This is a genomic window from Pseudomonas sp. WS 5021 (assembly GCF_012985535.1).
Classification (GTDB): domain Bacteria; phylum Pseudomonadota; class Gammaproteobacteria; order Pseudomonadales; family Pseudomonadaceae; genus Aquipseudomonas.
The window spans coordinates 1,155,660-1,173,757 of record NZ_JAAQWP010000001.1; the positions used below are offsets into that span (position 1 = coordinate 1,155,660).

Consider the following 18,098-nt stretch of genomic DNA (forward strand, 5'->3'; position numbering starts at 1 on the left):
TGCGGCAGTATCCGTTAAAGACGGATGATGTTCAACACATCGCCCGACAGGCTGACTTGTACCCCGGCCCCCCATAGCGGATCACGGCGCAAATCTTCCGAAACCTTGTACTGGCCGGCGATGGATACCAGCTCAGCGCTCAATTGCTGGCAGAAAATCCTTGCCTTGGTATCGCCCTTGACCCCAGCCAGTGCCCGACCGCGCATGGGGCCGTATACATGGATGTTGCCATCGGCGAGAAGTTCCGCGCCGGGACTGACCGGGGCGACCACTACCAGGTCGCCGCCCTGGGCGTAAATCTGCTGCCCGCCGCGTACGGGGGAGGTGATGATCCTTGTAGGCTTGATCGTCGGCTCTGGCGGTTTTTCCGGTTTTTTCTTCACTTCGCCTTCCACCGGGTCGAGCACACGCTCGCGGGCGCCGGACGGTGGCAGTACTGGCAGTTCAATGGCGATGGCTGCCGCAATGTCTTCGATACGGCTGGCGCGAATGGCCAGGGTGCGCAGGCCATGCTGGCGGCAAACACGCATCAGCCCGGGCAGGTCAACCGCGCCCTGGCCGGCCGGCAATTTGTCCAGGGCCAGCACCAGCGGCGCGTTGTTGAAGAAATTCGGGGCCAGGGCAACCTTGGCAGCGAGCTGGCGGTCCAGGGCATCAAGGTCGTTACGGGCCAGTTCCAGCACAGTAATGGCGAGCATGCTGCCTTTGAGCTGGAAGACGGGATCTTGGTCTAGCGATTCGGTTTGGCTCATGGTCGGCAAAGCGGCTTGTCACGAAAAGTGTCGAGACTTATAACGAGAACAACCGCTAGCCGCAAGCCGGGTCGAACCGTTGTAGAATGCGCGGCCCTGTCTTTACCGGAATCTGTAATGGATCGCCCGCGTTTTCGAGCTGTATTTTTTCACCCGCGTTTCTGGCTCCTGTGGCTGGGGCTCGGCCTGCTATGGCTGATCACTCAGTTGCCATACCGGGTGCTGCTGGGAATTGGTCGTGTGCTGGGTGCGTTTATGTACCGGGTGGCCGGTGAGCGCCGGCGCATTGCTGCGCGAAACCTGGAGCTGTGCTTCCCGCACCTGTCTGCCCAGGAGCGTAAACATTTGCTCAAGGAAAACTTTGCGTCCACTGGCATCGCCTTCTTTGAGATGGCCATGAGCTGGTGGTGGTCCAAACAGCGCCTGGCACGCCTGGCCCACGTCGAAGGTCTGGAGCACCTCAAGCAGGCGCAACTGGAAGGCAAGGGCGTGATCCTCATGGCCCTGCATTTCACCACCCTGGAGATCGGCGCGGCCTTGCTGGGCCAAAAGCACACCATCGATGGCATGTACCGTGAGCACGGCAACCCGTTGTTCGACTTTATCCAGCGCCGGGGCCGCGAGCGCCACAACCTTGATTCCCTGGCGGTCGAGCGCGAAGACGTGCGCGGCATGCTCAAGCTGCTGCGCGCCGGCCGGGCGATCTGGTACGCGCCGGACCAGGACTATGGCGCCAAGCAGAGCATTTTCGTGCCGTTGTTCGGCATCCAGGCCGCTACCGTTACCGCCACCAGCAAGTTCGCGCGCCTGGGCAAGGCGTTGGTGGTGCCATTTACCCAGCAGCGCCTGGCCGATGGCAGCGGCTACCGCATGGTGATTCATCCGCCGTTGCGCGACTTCCCCGGCGAATCCGACGAAGTCGATTGCCTGCGCATCAACCAATGGGTGGAAACCGCGGTACGCGAGTGCCCCGAGCAATACCTGTGGGCCCATCGCCGCTTCAAGAGCCGGCCACCGGGCGAACCCAAGTTGTACGAAAAACGCCGCTGAACAAACGGATTTCCCCGCAGCCCATGGAGTTATGCAATGCGCCCAACTGAACCGGTCACAGGCTTGATTCTTTCCGGCGGTGGGGCGCGTGCGGCGTATCAGGTGGGGGTACTGGCGGCGATTGCCGAATTGTTGCCGCCGGGGGCTGCCAATCCTTTTCCGGTGATTGTCGGCACCTCGGCCGGGGCGATCAATGCGGTGAGCCTGGCCAGTGGCGCCATGGATTTTGGCGCCGCCATCGCCCGCCTTACGGCGTTCTGGCAGGGCTTTCGCAGCCACTTGGTGTTGCGCAGCGATTGGCCGGGGGTGATTCACCAGGCCACTCGCTTCCTGGCCCGCAGCCTGCTGGGGCTGGGGGCACCGGTGCCGGTGGCGCTGCTCGACAGTTCGCCTTTGCGCGAATTGCTGCAAGAGAAGCTGCACTTCGAAGGCATCAACGAGGCCATCCGCAACAAACACCTGCATGCCGTCGCGGTAACGGCGTTTGGCTATGAGTCGGGGCAAGCGGTGACGTTCTATCAGGGCGGCGGCACCATCGACGCCTGGCTGCGCCACCGGCGCATTGGCCTGCCCACGCAGTTGACCGTGGAGCACCTGCTGGCCAGCTCGGCGATCCCGTTGCTGTTCGCACCGGTCAAACTCGACCAGGAATATTTTGGCGATGGCGCCGTCCGGCAATCGGCACCCATCAGCCCGGCGTTGCACCTGGGGGCCAGCCGGGTGCTGGTGGTGGGGGTCAGTGGCAACCCGCGCTCCATCGACCCTTCGGCGCCGCAGCAACGCACCTATACCGGCCAGGAGCCGACCCTGGCGCAGATCGGTGGGCATATGCTCAACAGCACGTTCATTGACAGCCTTGAGAGTGATATCGAGTTGCTGGAGCGCCTCAACCAGTTCGCCCATCTGCAACCGGCCGACAGCGCCGCGCGCGGGCTTTCGCCGGTCGAAGTGTTGGTGATTGCACCGAGCCAGCCCATCGACGAGATCGCCGCCCGCCATCGCCAGGAGCTGCCGGCGGCACTGCGTTTGTTTTTGCGTGGGCCAGGGGCGACCAAGACCAGCGGGGCGGGGGTGCTCAGCTATCTGTTGTTCGAGGCGGGGTATTGCAGCGAGTTGATCGAGTTGGGGCGGCGGGATGCGTTGGCCAAGCGCGAGGAGTTGCAACGGTTCCTGGGCCTGACCCCGAACTGAATCTGGGAGCAGGCTTGTGTGGGAGCGGGCTTGCCCGCGATGGCGGTGATTGAGCCGATAATTAGGCTGGCTGACACTCCGCTATCGCGGGCAAGCCCGCTCCCACAGGGGGCGTGTTGGGCCTTAGAAGTGGTACTTGACCAACAGGCTGGCCGTATCCTGGTTGGTCTCGAACGCGCCGCTGTCCTGGATCCCGTACTTGTTCTTCCAGTAGTCGTATTCAAAACCGACATACAACTGCTTGGCGCCCCAGTTCATGGCCTTGCCCAAGTCATATTTGACCTGCGGGTTGAAGTGCAAGTTGGCGTGATAAGTGCCACGGGCGTTTTTGTCGTTATCCACCACCCAGTCCATGAAGCCGTCGATCAGCACGTCGGAGTTGCCCACGGGAATGGTGTACGACCATACCGGCGTGATCTGCCATACACCGTCACCGGGGCGATTGCCTTCGGTCTGGCGCTGGTAGAAGTTCAACTGGAAGTAGTCGAAGCCCGGGATGTTCAGGTCGAATGCCGGGCCTACCAGGTAGGACTCGTTGTCGCCTTCGCCGAACTCGTAGGTGAACGCCAGTAATACATCTTTGATCGGTCCGAAGGACAAGTCTTTATCGAAGATCTTGCCAAACGACAGCCGTGGGCTGAACTCGCCGTAGTAAGTATTAGGGCCGACATTGCCGTCTTCCTTGCCGTTGTAAAAGATACGGTCGAGGAAGAAGAAGTTGTCGCCGTACTTCCACGCATCGGCATGTTCAAAGGTGACGGTTTGCTGGATCTCTGGGTTGACTTTGAAGTTCTTGCCCCACAGGTAAGTCAGGCTGTTGTTCTGCCACTGCAGCAGGTCACCCGCCATTGCCTGGCCCCCGGCCAGCAGGGATCCGGCCAACATCAGGCTGTTCACGGTACGTTTCATTCGGTTGCTCCCGAGCTAAAGTTTTATGGTTTTTCTTCTACGCAGGCGCTCTGGTGTGGCGCCTTTTGGTTCGCTGCAAAAATCGTCTGTTCGGTCAGCTTTAATGCTTTTAGCAAGAGCTGCGCCAAAGTGTTTGAAAAGCCAAAAAATCCCCGTCGGCTACATGGTATGCAGTCGGGTTCAGAGGACTTTTGCGCACTTTGGCAGCAGACATAAGGCCGGGATAAGTTGGCCTTTAAGTCAGCTTTTACATTCGCTGTTTTTTTTTGAGTCGATTCGAGCGGGCGCGGAGAATACTGGCTCCAGAGCCTGTGCTCAAGTGCGCTGTAAAAGAGCGCAGGGGGCGAGAATGGGGCACAGCGTGTGGCCGGCCCCAAGTCTGTGGTGTGCATGTTGATATTCCCTGTTCGAGTAACGAAGGAATCAATGCGTATGGGCGACTGCGGGGCGTTCTGAGCCGCCCAGAATGTTGAACAACACATTCAGCGACAACGCACTAAGCGTGGCCATGGCGATGCCGCTATGGGTAATCGGGCTCATCCACAGGGGCAACTGGGCGAAGAACTCCGGGCGTACCACCGGGATCAGGCCCATGCCGATGCTGACCGCCACCAGCAACTGGTTACGACGGTCGGCAATGTCGGCTTCCTGCAGGATCTTGATCCCGGTCGCTGCCACCATGCCGAACATCGCGATGGCCGCGCCGCCCAGCACCGCAGGAGGAATCGATGCCACCAGAAACGCCGCCTTGGGCAGCAAGCTCAGGACAACCAAAAAGGCCCCGGCCATGATCGTCACCGAACGGCAGCGCACACCGGTCATTTGCACCAGGCCGATGTTCTGGGCGAACGAGGAGTGGGTGAAGGTATTGAAGAACCCGGCAAAGAACGACGCGCCGGCATCGCACAGCAGGCCGCGACGCAGCATCTTCGGGGTGACTTCCTGGCCGGTGATCTTGCCCAGCGCGAGGAACATGCCGGTGGACTCGACAAAGATAATCACCACCACCAGGCACATCGACAGGATTGGCGCCAATTCGAACGTGGGCATGCCGAAGTGCAAAGGCGTGACCACTTGCAGCCACGGCGCCTGTTCCAGGCCGCCGAGGTCGACCATGCCGAGCAATCCACACAAGGCGTAGCCCAGGGCCATGCCGATCAATACCGAGATATTGACCCAGAAGCCGCGCATGAACCGGTTGATCAGCAAGATGGTGGCGAGTACCAGGCCGGCGATGGCCAGGTAGATCGGCGAGCCGAACTGCACGGCAGTGGCGCCGCCGCCTGCCCAGTTCACGGCTACTGGAAACAACGAAAGACCGATGGCCGTGATCACGGTACCGGTCACCAACGGTGGGAAGAAGCGCACCACCTTGGACATGAAGGGCGCGATGAGCATGCCAAAGAACCCGGCGGCGATGGTCGCGCCGAAGATCCCTTGCAGGCCGATACCCGGCATGCCCGCCATGGCGACCATGCTGCCGACGGCGGCAAAACTGGCGCCCATCATCACCGGCATGCGGATGCCCAGCGGGCCGATGCCAAAGGACTGGACCATGGTGGCGATCCCCGCCACCAGCAGGTCGGCGTTGATCAGAAAGGCGATTTCTTCACGGCTCAAGCCTGCGGCTTGCCCGATGATCAGAGGCACGGCCACGGCGCCGCCGTACATCAGTAGTACATGTTGCAGGCCTACCAGGATCAGTTGCAAAAGGGGCAGCCGCACCATGGCGGGTACGGCAGGAGTCTGCGGTTCTAACTGGGACATGCAACACCTCGGATCTTTTTTATTTTTGTGTTGTTTGGCAGTCAATTGCCAGGTGAAACCCAATCTTCAAAACACTGCACATTGCAAATGTGGGAGCTGGCTTGCCTGCGATAGCGGTGGTTCATTCACCCCTTCCGGTGCGTGATACACCGCTATCGCAGGCAAGCCAGCTCCTACAGTTTGATCTGCGCTAATCAGTTAATTGGTACGGGCTCCTTGATTGATCCAACTACCAATCAACTCCCGCTCCTGCTGGGTCATCTGGGTGATGTTGCCCAGCGGCATGATCTGGCTGGCAACCGCCTGCGCCTGGATGCGCGCCGCCTGCTGCTGGATCTGCGCCGGGGTATCGAACATCACCCCGGCCGGCGCGGCACTGAACAGCGGGCTGGTGGGCTTGGCCGAATGGCATACGGTGCAACGTTGTTCAATCACGCTGTGGACCTTGCCGAAATCCGTCGAGGCCTGGGCCGGCGCCGCTTCTGCCGCCGGTGCTGGCGCGGCGGGGGCTGCTGGCTTGAGGCCGCCACCCAGCGCCGTTTCCGGCAATGGCTGGTACTCGATGGCCGCTGGCGCCTTGGCCACGTCCGGTGCGGTAGCCACGGGTTTTGGACCTGTGACATAGGCCAGGCAGATCATCGCCAGGGCGCCGACCGGCAGGGTCCACGCGTATTTCTGGCTGTCGTGACGGGTGTTGAAGTAGTGCCGCACCAACACCGCCGCCACCGCGATCCCGGCCAGGATCAACCAGTTGTACTGGCTGCCGTAGGTGCTGGGGAAGTGGTTGCTGATCATGATGAACAGCACGGGCAGGGTGAAGTAGTTGTTGTGTCGTGAACGCAGCAGGCCCTTGGCCGGCAGTGCCGGGTCTGGCGTGCGGTTTTCTGCAATCGCTGCCACCAGCGCGCGCTGGGCCGGCATGATGATGCGGAACACGTTACCGACCATGATGGTGCCGATGATCGCCCCCACATGCAGGTACGCACCGCGCCCGCTGAACACCTTGCTGAAGCCGTAGGCCGCGCCGATCAACAGGATGAACAGGATAAAACCGAGCAGGGCAGGGCGTTTGCCCAGGGCCGAGTCGCAGAGAAAGGAGTAGATGAACCAGCCAGCGAACAGTGAGCCAATGCCCAGCAACACGCCTTCGGTGCCGCTCAGGCTGCTGCCGGGAGCCAGCAGGTAGAGCGTCGGGTTGAGATAGAACACCACGCAGAGCAGCGCGACGCCTGACATCCAGGTGAAATAGGCTTCCCATTTGAACCAGTGCAGGTTGTCCGGCATGGTCGGCGGGGCCAGTTTGTATTTTTCCAGGTGGTAGATACCGCCACCGTGGATCGCCCATAAATCGCCAGCCAGGCCGTTTTTGGGGTTGACGCGGTTGAGGTTGTTTTCCAGCCAGACAAAATAGAAAGACGCACCGATCCAGGCCACGCCAGTGATCATATGAACCCAGCGCACGCTAAGGTTCAGCCATTCCAACAGATGTGCTTCCACAGTCTTTACCTCTCGCCCGTCACCCTTGTTGTCGGGTGATCGGACCTTCTCTTATTGGTGGGGGGCGAGGATCAACCGCTCATCCTCTTTGAAAAAATGCTCATCGCAGTTATTGCCTGTGCCACTGCGATCAACCACCAGGAAGTCATCCCGCTTTTCGATCGTCAGCACCGGGTGGTGCCAGACGCCGCGATGGTAATTAATGCCCTGCCTGCCGTTGGTGACGAAGGCGCGGACCAAGCCTGATACAGGTGCATCGCCAACGGGCGCGACCACGATCAGAAAGGGGTTGCCGAGCAGCGGGATAAAGGCCTGGCTGCCCAGCGGGTGTCTCTCCAGCATGCACACGGTCAGCGGCATGTCCTGCGCGTCGGCGCGGAAGATGCTGATGATGGCGTGGTCTTCTGGCGTGGCGGTTTCTACCGTCGCCAGTTTATGAAAGCGCATGGTCGAGCCGTTGTTGATCATGAAGTGATCGCTGCCATCGGTTTCGATAACGTCTCCGAAGGGGGCGAAGGCTTCTTTGGTCAAGGGTTCGATCATCAGTGTGCGCATGGCTGTCTTCTTATCCGAGTTCTGTGTTGTCTGGTCTATTGCTATCGCGGGCGAGCCCGCTCCCACAGGGGAATGCATTGCAAATGTGGGAGCGGGTTTGCCCGCGATTGGGTTCACCGCTTACTTAGCGACCTTGCCGAACACCCGCAGGCGGCTCACACCACCATCAGGGAATACGTTGAGGCGGATGTGGGTGATCGGGCCCAGTGCCTTGATCTGCTCGGCAAAGGTGTGTTCGGCGTGCATTTCCAGCTTCTGTGCTGGCAGCAATTCACGCCAGAACAGCGACTGGGTCTCGATCTGGCTGTCGGTACCGCCCTTGACGAACGCGCCCTGGATCGAGCAGGTGTCCGGGTAGTTGCCTTTGAAGTGCAGGGTGTCGACCACCACTTTGTCGATCTCGCCGGCATGCCCCAGCGCGACGATCACCCAATCGTTGCCTGGCGTGCGACGACGGGCAGTTTCCCAGCCATCGCCCATGTTGATGCCACGGCCCGGGTTGAGGATGTTGCCCATGCGCCCGAAGTGTTCGTCGGAACAGGCCAGCGCACGCCCGCCATTGAGGGAGGAGGCCAGGTCCACTTGTTCGTTGTCGCCCACGGCCGACCAGTCGCGGAACGGAATGCCGTACACGCGCAGACGGGCCACGCCACCATCCGGGTAGATGTTGAAGCGCAGGTGGCTGAACGCCTGGTCGTTATTGATCTCGTGGAAGTGATGGCTATTGCCCTGCAACTCAACGGCAGACAGCACTTCAACCCACTGAGTGTTGGCATCGGGTTCGCCCGCAGCCAAGAAGCAGCCTTCCAGGGACGCCGATGGCGGGAAGTTGCCGGTGAAGAATGAAGTGTCGATGTCCACGCCCTTGATCGAGCCCGGTACGCCCAGGCGGATCACCGCGCTGTCGAAGCCTTCGAAGCGCTTGCGGCGTGACTCCCAGCCGTCCATCCACTTGCCGTTATCATCGAAAACGCCCTCCTTCCATACGGCCGGGGTCGGCTGGAACAGTCGGTTGGCGTCGGCGAACCAGTCATCGGTCACCGAGATGATCTTGGTGCCCAGGCGGGCGTCGGCCAGGTTGACGAACTTTTCGAAAGGTACGGCGTAAGCTTTCATTCTTCTTGTCTGCCTTAGATAGAGTGGCTTGGGATGCTTGCCAGGCCCTGGGCGTTGATCGATACGCTCGGGCCAGGTTTGCTAAAGGGTCAGTAATCGGAACAACGCGATCTTGTTGATCTCTGCCAGCGCGCACTTGAACTCGGTGTCGACCGGGTGGTGGATGCGCGTTTCAAACGCTTTGAGGATCTGATGCCGGTTGCTGCCTTTTACCGCCATGATGAAGGGAAACTTGAACTTGGCCTTGTAGGCATCGTTCAGCTCGGTGAAGCGTGAGAACTCTTCGGCCGTGCATTGGTGAATCCCCGCGCCAGCTTGCTCATCGGTGCTGGCTTGGGTGAGTTGGCCCTGGACGGCCGCACGGCCTGCCAGGTCCGGGTGAGCGTTGATCAGGGCCAGTTGGCTTGGATGATCAGCACTCAACAGGATGTCGCTCATGCGCTGGTGCAGGGTTTCGATCTGGTCGATCGAGGCATCCTGGCCCAGGTCGAAGGCCTTTTCGGCCACCCATGGCGAATGTTCGTAGATGTCGGCGAAGGCTGCGACGAATTCGTCGCGGCTCAGGGTCGACGGTTTCAAGGTCTGGAAAGCAGTCATTTGGCGGCTCCCTGGAAAGGGTGGACGTCGTGCCAGTGGCGGGCAATGTCGACACGGCGGGCGAACCACACCTGGTCATGGCCCTTGGCGTATTCGATAAAGCGCTTGAGGGCAGCCAGGCGCGCCGGGCGGCCGATCAAGCGGCAATGCAGGCCGATGGAGAGCATCTTCGGCGCCTCGGCCCCTTCGGCATACAACACGTCGAACGCGTCTTTGAGGTACTGGAAAAAGTCGTCGCCCTTGTTGAAACCCTGGACCTGGGTGAAGCGCATGTCGTTGGTGTCCAGGGTGTAGGGGATCACCAGGTGCGGCTTGCCGGTCGGGTTGTTCGGTTCCCAGTAGGGCAGGTCGTCGTCATAGGTGTCGCAGTCATACAGAAAGCCACCTTCCTCCATCACCAGCCGCCGCGTATTGGGGCCGGTGCGCCCGGTGTACCAGCCCAGTGGGCGCTCGCCGGTCAGCTCGGTGAGGATGCGGATGGCTTCGAGCATATGCTCGCGCTCCTGGGCCTCGTCCATGTATTGGTAGTCGATCCAGCGGTAGCCGTGGCTGCAGATCTCGTGGCCGGCGGCGACCATCGCACGGATCACGTCGGGGTGGCGCTGGGCGGCCATGGCCACGGCGAAGATGGTCAGCGGAATGTCGAATTCCTTGAACAGCTTGAGGATGCGCCACACGCCCGCACGGCTGCCGTATTCGTACAGCGACTCCATGCTCATGTTGCGTGCGCCTTGCAGCGGCTGGGCCGAGACCATTTCCGAGAGGAAGGCTTCCGACTCTTTGTCGCCGTGCAGGATATTGCGCTCACCGCCTTCTTCGTAATTGAGTACGAACGACAGGGCGATACGCGCCTTGCCTGGCCAGTGTGGATGCACAGGGTTACTGCCGTAACCGATCAGGTCGCGTGGGTAGTCAGCGCTCACTGCAGTCTTCCTTCTTGTTCGTGATCGATGGTGTGGCGGCTGTTGCGTCACAGCGATGGGCTGATTGTATACAACTTAATGGGCACTTTGTAAGCCTGTATTTCTGCATTTTTTCCAGACGGTCGCACCGGCCTATCCTTGCAAGAAACTTGCCCGACTGGTCAACTAAAATATGCGAACTCACCTGTAGGATGCGTCTTACCAGCGATTGCATTCTTGCTGCTGCCCTATCTGCGGCTGATATACCGTCATCGTCGGCAAGCCGGCTCCGGCAGGGGGAGAGGGTGGTTGTTGAATTTATTGTGTACAATTTTTTTGGAAAGTGTCTTAATCAGCCATCGCCGGCTTTTTCAGTGCCCCACAAAGGTGCGGCCTCTTATTAATCGATGACACGGGAGCTCCGATCCATGGGACGACTGACCACACACGTACTGGACGCCGCGCACGGCTGCCCAGGCAGCGCCATCAAGGTTGAACTGTACCGCGTCGAAGGCGCGCAGTTGGAACTGGTTGCCAGCACCTTGACCAACAGCGATGGCCGTTGCGATGCGCCGCTGCTGCAAGGTGATGACTACCGCAGTGGTGTCTATCAGCTGCAATTCAGCGCCGGGGATTACTACCGCGCCCGTGGCGTGCAATTGCCCCAGCCGGCGTTCCTGGATGTGGTGGTGCTGCGTTTTGGCATCAGCGCCGAACAGGATCACTACCACGTGCCCTTGCTGATTTCGCCCTACAGCTACTCCACCTATCGCGGTAGCTGAGTCGTCACCTGGCTTCACACCCCCAAATGCTCTTCGTTGGTTTCGCCCGCTCACACTGCGGGCTTTTTTTTGCCCGCAAAAAGGCGGGTCATGAGCCAATGCCAGCGAACAAGAGGAGCCATTGTGGGAGCTCGACAGCTCCCACAGGGTTGTGTGTTAGCCCTTGAGCAGCGACGCTGCCCCGGCGCTGCCAAACAGCCCGGCACTGAAGCGATTGAACCAGCTCTGGCCCTTACCGGTGCGCAGGTAGCGCGCGGCACCATGGGCACCCAGGCCATAGGCCAGCTTGCACAGCAGGTCCAGCACGGTCCAGGTGGCGATCATGATCAGCAGTTGTGGCAGGAACGGCTGCTGGCTGCTGAGAAACTGCGGCAGGAAGGCCGCAAAAAACAGAATGTCCTTGGGATTGCTGGCGCCCAGCACAAAAGCCCGGCCAAACAGTGCACGAAAACGTGGCACGGGCGCTGCCTCCGGCACCACGGCGCCCTGGGACGGCAGGCGCGATTGCTGCCAGCTCTGCCAGGCAAGGTAGAACAGGTACAGCGCACCGACGATCTTCAGCGCGCTGAACAACTGCTCCGACGCCAGCAACAGTGCGCCCAGGCCCAGGGCCGAGGCGCTCAACAGGCAGATCGAGGCAAACACCCCACCCAGAAACGCCGGATACGAACGGCGCAGGCCGTAGTTCAGGCTGTTGCTGATCATCAGCAGCGACAGCGGCCCCGGAATCAGGATCACGATCAAAGCAGCGCCGCTGAACAGCAGCCAGGTTTCCACGCTCATTACATTCCTCCATACATGCAAAAGCCCCACCCGCAGGTGAGGCGGTTTTCGCCAGCTTGCGCGTTACAGGAACACAAACTTGGCGATAAAAATCGCGCACAGCACCCACAGGCTGATAGAAATCTGCTGATACTTGCCCGTGCCGGCCTTGAGCGCCACGTAGGTGATAAAGCCCAGGGCGATGCCGTCGGCAACCGAGAAGGTCAGAGGCATCATGATTGCCGTGACAATCGCCGGAATGCTGTCGGTGGCGTCGTCCCACTCGATATGGGCCATGCCGCTCATCATCAGCATCGCCACATAAATCAACGCACCGGCCGTGGCATACGCAGGAATCATGCCCGCCAGCGGGGCGAAAAACATCGCCGCCACAAACAGCACGCCCACGGTCACGGCCGTCAACCCGGTGCGCCCGCCGGCCGCTACGCCGGCGGCGCTTTCCACATAACTGGTGACGGGGGGCACACCGACCACTGCGCCAAACACACTGGAGGCGCTGTCGGCTTTCAAGGCCCGGGAGAGGTTTTCGATCTTGCCGTCGGCATTCACCAGGCCTGCGCGCTGGGCGACGCCCATCAGGGTGCCGGCGGTGTCGAACATGTGCACAAACAGGAAGGCGAACACCACGCTGATCATGCTGACGTTGAACACACCCATCACGTCCATCGCCATCCAGGTCGGCGCCAGGCTCGGCGGGGCGGCAACGATGCCCTGGTAATGCACCAGGCCCAGGCCCCAGCCGGCCAGGGTGACGGCGATGATGCTGATCAGGATGGCGCCGAACACCCGGTGATAGCTGAGGATCGCGATCAGCAGGAAGCACACGGCCGCCAACAGCGGGGCCGGTTCATGCAGGGAGCCGAGCTTGATCAGGGTTGCGGGGCTGGCAACGATGATGCCGGCGGTTTTCAGGCCGATCACCCCCAGGAACAGGCCTACCCCCGCGCCCATGGCGTGGCGCAGGCTCACCGGAATGCTATTGAGCAGCCATTCGCGGATGCGCGACAGCGTCAGGATCATGAACAGTACGCCGGAGATAAATACCGCACCCAGCGCGGTCTCCCAGGTGTAGCCCATGGTGCCGACCACGGTGTAGGTAAAGAACGCATTCAAACCCATGCCCGGCGCCAGGCCTACAGGCCAGTTGGCATACAGGCCCATCAACAGGCAACCGAGGGCTGCGGCGATACAGGTCGCGACAAAGGCAGCGCCGTGGTCGATGCCGGCGTCGGCCATGATGTTGGGGTTGACGAAGATGATGTAGGCCATGGTGATGAATGTGGTGAGGCCGGCGATCAATTCGGTCTTCACTGTGGTGCCATGCAAGCTGAGTTTGAACAGGCGCTCCAGCCAGCCCTGTTTGGTGTTTGAAAGGTCGGGCGGACTGAGGTCCAGGGTCGGGGCGTCGGATTTATGGCTTTCCACAGCAAGTACTCCTCAAGAGTTTTATTGTTATTTCCAGCGCCGGACACATGAGTGGGCAGCGGCGCTTTGAGGTACCAGCGGGCTTTGTTGACCAGTAGGTCAGGAACTCGCACGAAGCGAATTATGCTTTTGTATACAAAGAAAGCAAATAATGTTTGCGATTATGTGTGCAAAAAAGATGAAAGGCCAATTTCAGGGCAGGGTCAGGGCCTTGTTCACCGCCAGCCAGCCATTCACGGCGTCCTCGCCGGCCTCGGCAAAGGCGCGCTGCAGCAGCTTGACTTGCTCACGACGCAGGGCGTGTTCGAAGCGCTGGCCTTCTTCGGTCAAGTGCAGCAGGCGCTTACGTTTGTCGGTGGTCGAGGCCGTGCTGTCGACCAGGTGCATTTCCTGCAATTGGCGCAGAGGCATATTCAGCGCTTGCTTGCTTACCCCCAGCAACTCCAACAGTTGCTTGACGCTCAAGGCGGGGTAGCGGGCGATAAAAAACACGATGCGCTGATGCACCCGGCTCAAGCCCCGGCGTTCGAGCATTTCGTCGGCCTTGGCGGTAAAGGCCTGGTAGCCGAAGAAGAACGCTTCCATGGCGGCTTGCTGCGAGGTCTGGTTTTTAAGGTCAAGCATATTGACGTATCTACCTGGGGCGTCGTAATTTCGGTCAACCAGTTTGACGTATTTTCCCCAGCCTTTGCTACCGGTGACCTTATGGCTTTCTCTGAACGTGTTTCGCGCCTTAAAAGCTCCTTGATCCGTGAGATCCTCGCGGCGGCCCAACGCCCGCAGGTGATGTCATTTGCCGGTGGCCTGCCAGCCGAAGCCATGCTGCCGGCGCTGGATTGGCAAGGCATGCCGCCTGCCATGGGCCAGTACGGCATGAGCGAAGGCGAGCCGCAATTGCGCGAATTGCTGGCGGCCGAGGCGCGGGCGCTGGGGGTGGCCTGTGATGCCAGCCAGGTCCTGGTGGTCAGCGGTTCGCAGCAAACCCTGGACCTGGCGGCCAAGCTGTATATCGACCGAGGTACGCAGATCCTGCTGGAAGGCCCGACCTACCTGGCCGCCTTGCAGATCTTCCAACTGTTCGGTGCCCATTGCCTGAGCGTGGAGCTGGAAGCCGACGGCCCGAACCTGGCGGCGCTGCGCAGCAGCCTGGAACGTCATCGCCCGGCGTTCATCTACCTGATCCCGACCTTCCAGAACCCCTCGGCCGTGCGCTATAGCCAAGCCAAGCGCGATGCGGTGGCGGCGCTGCTCGATGAGTTCGGCGTGACCCTGATCGAAGACGAGCCCTATCGCGAGCTGACCTTCGACGGTGGCAGTGCGCGGCCGATTGTCAGCCAGTTGCGCAAGGCCAGCTGGATCTACACCGGCACCGTGTCCAAAACCCTGCTCCCGGGATTGCGGGTCGGCTATCTGATCGCCAGCCCCGACCTGTTCCCCCCTCTGCTCAAGCTCAAGCAGTCGGCGGACCTGCACACCAACCGCGTTGGCCAGTGGCAGGCCATGCAGTGGATCGGCACCGAGCGCTACCAGCAGCACCTGGGGCAACTGCGCAGTTTTTATCGTGAGCGCCGCGATGGGTTCCAACTGGCGCTGACCCGGCATTTCCAGGACTTGGCCGACTGGCAAGTGCCCCAGGGTGGATTATTCTTCTGGCTGACCTTGAAACAGCCCCTGGATACCCGCACCTTGTTGGCACAAGCGCTGGACCAGGACGTGGCGTTCATGCCCGGTGAACCGTTCTTTGCCGAGCCGGACCAGCACCACGGGCACCTGCGGCTCAATTTCAGCCATATCGACCCGGCGCGCCTGGACGAAGGTCTCAAGCGTCTCGCGGCGGTGATCCGTCAAGCACAGCGCGCGCAAGCGGCATAAGGGGAGCTTCATGTACAAGGTTTATGGCGATTACCGCTCGGGCAACTGCTACAAGGTCAAGTTGATGCTCAACCTGCTCGGCATCGCGTATGAGTGGGTGAATGTCGATATCTTGAACGGCGACACACAGACCGCCGAGTTCCTGGCGAAGAACCCCAACGGCAAGATCCCGGTCCTGGAGCTCGAAGACGGCACCTGCCTGTGGGAATCCAACGCGATCCTCAACTTCCTCGCCGACGGCAGCGAATTCCTGCCCAGCGAACCGCGCCTGCGTACCCAAGTGTTGCAGTGGCAGTTTTTCGAGCAGTACAGCCATGAGCCGTACATCGCGGTGGCACGGTTTATCCAGTTTTACCTGGGGCTGCCGGAAGATCGGCTGGAGGAATACAAGACCACCCACAAAGGCGGCTACAAGGCCCTGCGGGTCATGGAAAAACAGCTGCAGGCCACGCCATACCTGGTGGGCGACCAGTATTCGATCGCCGATATTGCGCTATATGCCTACACCCACGTGGCCCATGAGGGTGGTTTTGACCTGAGCCCTTATCCGGCCGTACAAGCCTGGCTTGCCCGCGTGGCCAGCCATCCGCGGCATGTGCCGATGCTCGACTGATAGGCGCGATCTAAATGTAGGAGCGGGCTTGCCCGCGATAGCGCAGGCTCAGTTGATGAATAACTGGCTGATACACCGCTTTCGCGAGCAAGCCCGTTCCCACATTTGGACTGTGTTTGCTGTCAGATCGCGGCGAAGCGCTTGTCCAGGTAATCGATGATCACCTTGGAGTCATACATCCAGGTGGTCTGGCCGTTTTCTTCGATACGCAGGCACGGCACCTTGATCTTGCCGCCTTGGGTAAGCAGCGTCTGGCGGTCTTGCTCGTTGTTCTTCGCATCCTTGAGCGCCACCGGCACATTGAGGCGGTGCAGGGTGCGGCGGGTCTTCACGCAGAACGGACAGGCGTGGAATTGATACAGGGTCAGGCCCTTGGCCGCTTCATTGACCTGCGCCTGTTGCTCGGTGGGGCGCTGTTTTTTCCGCGGGCGGGTAAGGAAGTCGCCCGCGATGATGACGTGGCCGAGGCCCACTCGAAGTGCTTTGACGAACATGGCTGAAACCTCTTGCCCATGACAGAAGGGGCCGCAGCTTACCTGATTTCTACAGGCGAAAAAAAACCGGCGATGAATGCCGGTTTTTTCTGACGCAGCCTGTTACTTGATCAGGCTGAGGAACTCGCTGCGGGTCGCCGCGTTTTCGCGGAACTCGCCCAGCATCACCGAGGTGATCATCGACGAATTCTGTTTCTCCACACCGCGCATCATCATGCACATGTGCTTGGCCTCGATCACCACCGCAACGCCCAGGGCACCGGTCACCTGCTGGACCGCTTCGGCGATCTGGCGGCTGAGGTTTTCCTGGATCTGCAGGCGACGGGCATACATATCGACGATCCGCGCGACCTTCGACAGGCCCAGGACCTTGCCGCTGGGGATATAGGCGACATGGGCCTTGCCGATGAACGGCAGCAGGTGGTGTTCGCACAGCGAGTACAACTCGATGTCCTTGACCAGCACCATTTCACTGTTGTCGGAGCTGAACAGGGCACCGTTGGTGACCTCTTCCAGTGTCTGCTCATAGCCGCGGCAAAGGTACTGCATGGCCTTGGCGGCACGTTTTGGCGTGTCGAGCAGGCCCTCGCGGGAAACGTCCTCGCCGATTTGGCCGAGGATCGCTGTGTAATTCTGTTCCAGGGACATGAAACTACCTGTGGGATTTTCGCAAAGTGCAAGGGTACGGTGGCCGGCAGATCGCTGCAAGCTTGGGTTACTCGTCACGCCCTTCGAGCATCGTGCGCTTGAGCATCACATACACCGCCCCGGCACCGCCGTGGCGTGGTTGGCAGGAGGTGAAGCCGAGCACCTGGGGATGCTGGCGCAACCAGGTATTGACGTGGCTCTTGATCATCGGGCGCTTGCCGTCCAGGCGCACGGCTTTGCCGTGGGTCACGCGCACGCAGCGGATTTCGAATTTGGTGGCTTCGGCCAGGAAGGCCCACAGGGTTTCCCGGGCCTTTTCCACGGTCATGCCGTGCAGGTCGAGGCTGCCCTCGAAGGGGATCTGCCCGGCCTTGAGCTTGCGCACCTGGCTTTCCTGGACCCCATCGCGGGACCACATCAAATCGTCTTCGGGGCCTACGTCAATCACGAACTGGTCCGACAGACCGTCCACCGTGGTGGCGTCAGTGCGCACCGTGGCCGCCTGGCGCAGCTTGGCGATCTGCGCGCGGTCGGCCTTGGGTTTGCCGGTGTCGGCGCGGTCGTGCTTGATCGGCTTGACGCCGCGCAGCTCGTTCTTGAACAGGGAAAAATCGTCGTCTTGCATGTCAGCCTCCGCGCAGGGCGGGCAGTTTACCCAAATCGAGGCGGTTGATGCGGGACAAAACGCTATCAGTGTTCCCTCAATCGTGCTTTTTCATCAGGTGCGAAGCAATGTTCAGTGCCAGGGGCTGGCGCATACGGCGTCGGCAACGGCGCCACAACCAGACACCCAGCCACAGGATCAACAGCCCGCTGCCCAGCAGCACGGCGGCACCGCCCGGGCTGGCATTCAGTTCGCCCAGCGCGGGCGAGTGGCCCAACAGGCCGGCACCACCGGCCAACGCAAGCAGTAAGCCAAACAACGCGAGCAACGCGGCAAATGCCACGCCCAGGCGCAGACGCCAGTTGCTCGGGCCCTTGGGGCGCAAGCGACGAGCGTCAAAACCATCGGATATCTTCATTCCGACCTTTCCTCCAGGGTATCGGCCCTTCGACCGGAAGATAAACAACTTGTTCCGGGCTGGGAGGCAATTGCGGTAAATGACAGGCTTTAGCGGATGAGCGGGGCCGTTGCGGTGGCCGCG

The 18,098-nt window shown here is 60.7% G+C and carries 21 protein-coding genes; 5 read left to right on the forward strand and 16 right to left on the reverse strand.

The features are described 5' to 3' along the window. Nucleotides 1–14: 14 nt before the first annotated feature. Complete coding sequence (gene minC / locus HBO19_RS05400; RefSeq protein ID WP_038447253.1) at nucleotides 15–752, reverse strand: septum site-determining protein MinC; 738 nt, start codon at nucleotides 750–752, stop codon at nucleotides 15–17. A gap of 117 nt (nucleotides 753–869) precedes the next feature. Here minC and HBO19_RS05405 point away from each other — a divergent pair, with 117 nt between their 5' ends. Together HBO19_RS05405 and HBO19_RS05410 are read left to right on the forward strand one after the other, a co-directional pair. Further along, nucleotides 870–1,802: a lipid A biosynthesis lauroyl acyltransferase gene (locus tag HBO19_RS05405; RefSeq protein ID WP_169952832.1), complete on the forward strand. Its 933-nt coding sequence runs from the start codon at nucleotides 870–872 to the stop codon at nucleotides 1,800–1,802. Nucleotides 1,803–1,838: 36 nt separating this feature from the next. After that, nucleotides 1,839–2,993, forward strand: coding sequence for a patatin-like phospholipase family protein (locus HBO19_RS05410; RefSeq protein WP_169952830.1), 1,155 nt, complete (start codon nucleotides 1,839–1,841; stop codon nucleotides 2,991–2,993). A gap of 123 nt (nucleotides 2,994–3,116) precedes the next feature. Here HBO19_RS05410 and HBO19_RS05415 read toward each other — a convergent pair whose 3' ends face one another. The 8 genes from HBO19_RS05415 to puuE form a co-directional block, all read right to left on the reverse strand. Further along, nucleotides 3,117–3,902, reverse strand: coding sequence for an outer membrane protein OmpK (locus tag HBO19_RS05415; RefSeq protein ID WP_169952827.1), 786 nt, complete (start codon nucleotides 3,900–3,902; stop codon nucleotides 3,117–3,119). A gap of 23 nt (nucleotides 3,903–3,925) precedes the next feature. After that, entirely contained in the window at nucleotides 3,926–4,294 is a 369-nt protein-coding gene (locus HBO19_RS05420; protein WP_169952826.1) for a hypothetical protein, read from the reverse strand. Nucleotides 4,295–4,325: 31 nt separating this feature from the next. Next, nucleotides 4,326–5,669, reverse strand: coding sequence for a nucleobase:cation symporter-2 family protein (locus tag HBO19_RS05425; protein ID WP_170057015.1), 1,344 nt, complete (start codon nucleotides 5,667–5,669; stop codon nucleotides 4,326–4,328). A gap of 198 nt (nucleotides 5,670–5,867) precedes the next feature. Further along, complete coding sequence (locus tag HBO19_RS05430; protein ID WP_170057016.1) at nucleotides 5,868–7,166, reverse strand: urate hydroxylase PuuD; 1,299 nt, start codon at nucleotides 7,164–7,166, stop codon at nucleotides 5,868–5,870. 51 nt (nucleotides 7,167–7,217) lie between these two features. Further along, nucleotides 7,218–7,721: an ureidoglycolate lyase gene (locus HBO19_RS05435; protein ID WP_099168728.1), complete on the reverse strand. Its 504-nt coding sequence runs from the start codon at nucleotides 7,719–7,721 to the stop codon at nucleotides 7,218–7,220. 120 nt (nucleotides 7,722–7,841) lie between these two features. Continuing rightward, on the reverse strand, nucleotides 7,842–8,837 hold the full coding sequence (alc, locus tag HBO19_RS05440; protein WP_170042683.1) for an allantoicase: 996 nt from the start codon (nucleotides 8,835–8,837) through the stop codon (nucleotides 7,842–7,844). Between the two features lie 81 nt (nucleotides 8,838–8,918). Continuing rightward, nucleotides 8,919–9,434, reverse strand: a complete 516-nt coding sequence (gene uraD, locus HBO19_RS05445; RefSeq protein WP_169952822.1) for a 2-oxo-4-hydroxy-4-carboxy-5-ureidoimidazoline decarboxylase — start codon at nucleotides 9,432–9,434, stop codon at nucleotides 8,919–8,921. After that, the gene (gene puuE, locus HBO19_RS05450; RefSeq protein WP_169952820.1) at nucleotides 9,431–10,357 is read right to left on the reverse strand and encodes an allantoinase PuuE; all 927 of its coding nucleotides are present in this window, start codon (nucleotides 10,355–10,357) and stop codon (nucleotides 9,431–9,433) included. The genes uraD and puuE overlap by 4 nt, the downstream gene beginning before the upstream one ends. 407 nt (nucleotides 10,358–10,764) lie before the next feature. Here puuE and uraH point away from each other — a divergent pair, with 407 nt between their 5' ends. Further along, entirely contained in the window at nucleotides 10,765–11,118 is a 354-nt protein-coding gene (gene uraH / locus HBO19_RS05455; RefSeq protein ID WP_057440709.1) for a hydroxyisourate hydrolase, read from the forward strand. Nucleotides 11,119–11,274: 156 nt separating this feature from the next. Here uraH and HBO19_RS05460 read toward each other — a convergent pair whose 3' ends face one another. The 3 genes from HBO19_RS05460 to HBO19_RS05470 all read right to left on the reverse strand — a co-directional run bounded on the left by HBO19_RS05460 (nucleotide 11,275) and on the right by HBO19_RS05470 (nucleotide 13,950). Continuing rightward, on the reverse strand, nucleotides 11,275–11,901 hold the full coding sequence (locus HBO19_RS05460) for a LysE family translocator (protein ID WP_169952818.1): 627 nt from the start codon (nucleotides 11,899–11,901) through the stop codon (nucleotides 11,275–11,277). A 63-nt stretch (nucleotides 11,902–11,964) separates the two neighbouring features. Then, nucleotides 11,965–13,296 carry an NCS2 family permease gene (locus tag HBO19_RS05465; protein ID WP_178121119.1) on the reverse strand — a complete coding sequence of 444 codons (1,332 nt, stop codon included), beginning with the start codon at nucleotides 13,294–13,296 and terminating at the stop codon, nucleotides 11,965–11,967. 222 nt (nucleotides 13,297–13,518) lie between these two features. Then, entirely contained in the window at nucleotides 13,519–13,950 is a 432-nt protein-coding gene (locus HBO19_RS05470; protein ID WP_169952812.1) for a MarR family transcriptional regulator, read from the reverse strand. Nucleotides 13,951–14,031: 81 nt separating this feature from the next. On the opposite strand from HBO19_RS05470, the gene HBO19_RS05475 reads away from it, so the two are divergent. Together HBO19_RS05475 and HBO19_RS05480 are read left to right on the forward strand one after the other, a co-directional pair. Then, complete coding sequence (locus HBO19_RS05475; protein ID WP_170057018.1) at nucleotides 14,032–15,198, forward strand: PLP-dependent aminotransferase family protein; 1,167 nt, start codon at nucleotides 14,032–14,034, stop codon at nucleotides 15,196–15,198. Nucleotides 15,199–15,208: 10 nt separating this feature from the next. Continuing rightward, entirely contained in the window at nucleotides 15,209–15,811 is a 603-nt protein-coding gene (locus HBO19_RS05480) for a glutathione S-transferase family protein (protein ID WP_038447277.1), read from the forward strand. A gap of 122 nt (nucleotides 15,812–15,933) precedes the next feature. Here the strand turns inward: HBO19_RS05480 and HBO19_RS05485 are convergent, their stop codons facing one another. The 4 genes from HBO19_RS05485 to HBO19_RS05500 form a co-directional block, all read right to left on the reverse strand. Further along, nucleotides 15,934–16,305: a glutathione S-transferase N-terminal domain-containing protein gene (locus HBO19_RS05485; RefSeq protein WP_170057019.1), complete on the reverse strand. Its 372-nt coding sequence runs from the start codon at nucleotides 16,303–16,305 to the stop codon at nucleotides 15,934–15,936. Nucleotides 16,306–16,407: 102 nt separating this feature from the next. After that, nucleotides 16,408–16,953, reverse strand: coding sequence for a GTP cyclohydrolase I FolE (folE, locus tag HBO19_RS05490; protein WP_057440723.1), 546 nt, complete (start codon nucleotides 16,951–16,953; stop codon nucleotides 16,408–16,410). Between the two features lie 67 nt (nucleotides 16,954–17,020). Continuing rightward, entirely contained in the window at nucleotides 17,021–17,578 is a 558-nt protein-coding gene (locus tag HBO19_RS05495; protein WP_169952807.1) for a Smr/MutS family protein, read from the reverse strand. Between the two features lie 76 nt (nucleotides 17,579–17,654). Beyond that, a complete protein-coding gene (locus HBO19_RS05500) occupies nucleotides 17,655–17,975 on the reverse strand; it encodes a hypothetical protein (protein ID WP_169952804.1) in 321 nt (106 codons plus the stop codon). Nucleotides 17,976–18,098 lie beyond the last annotated feature (123 nt).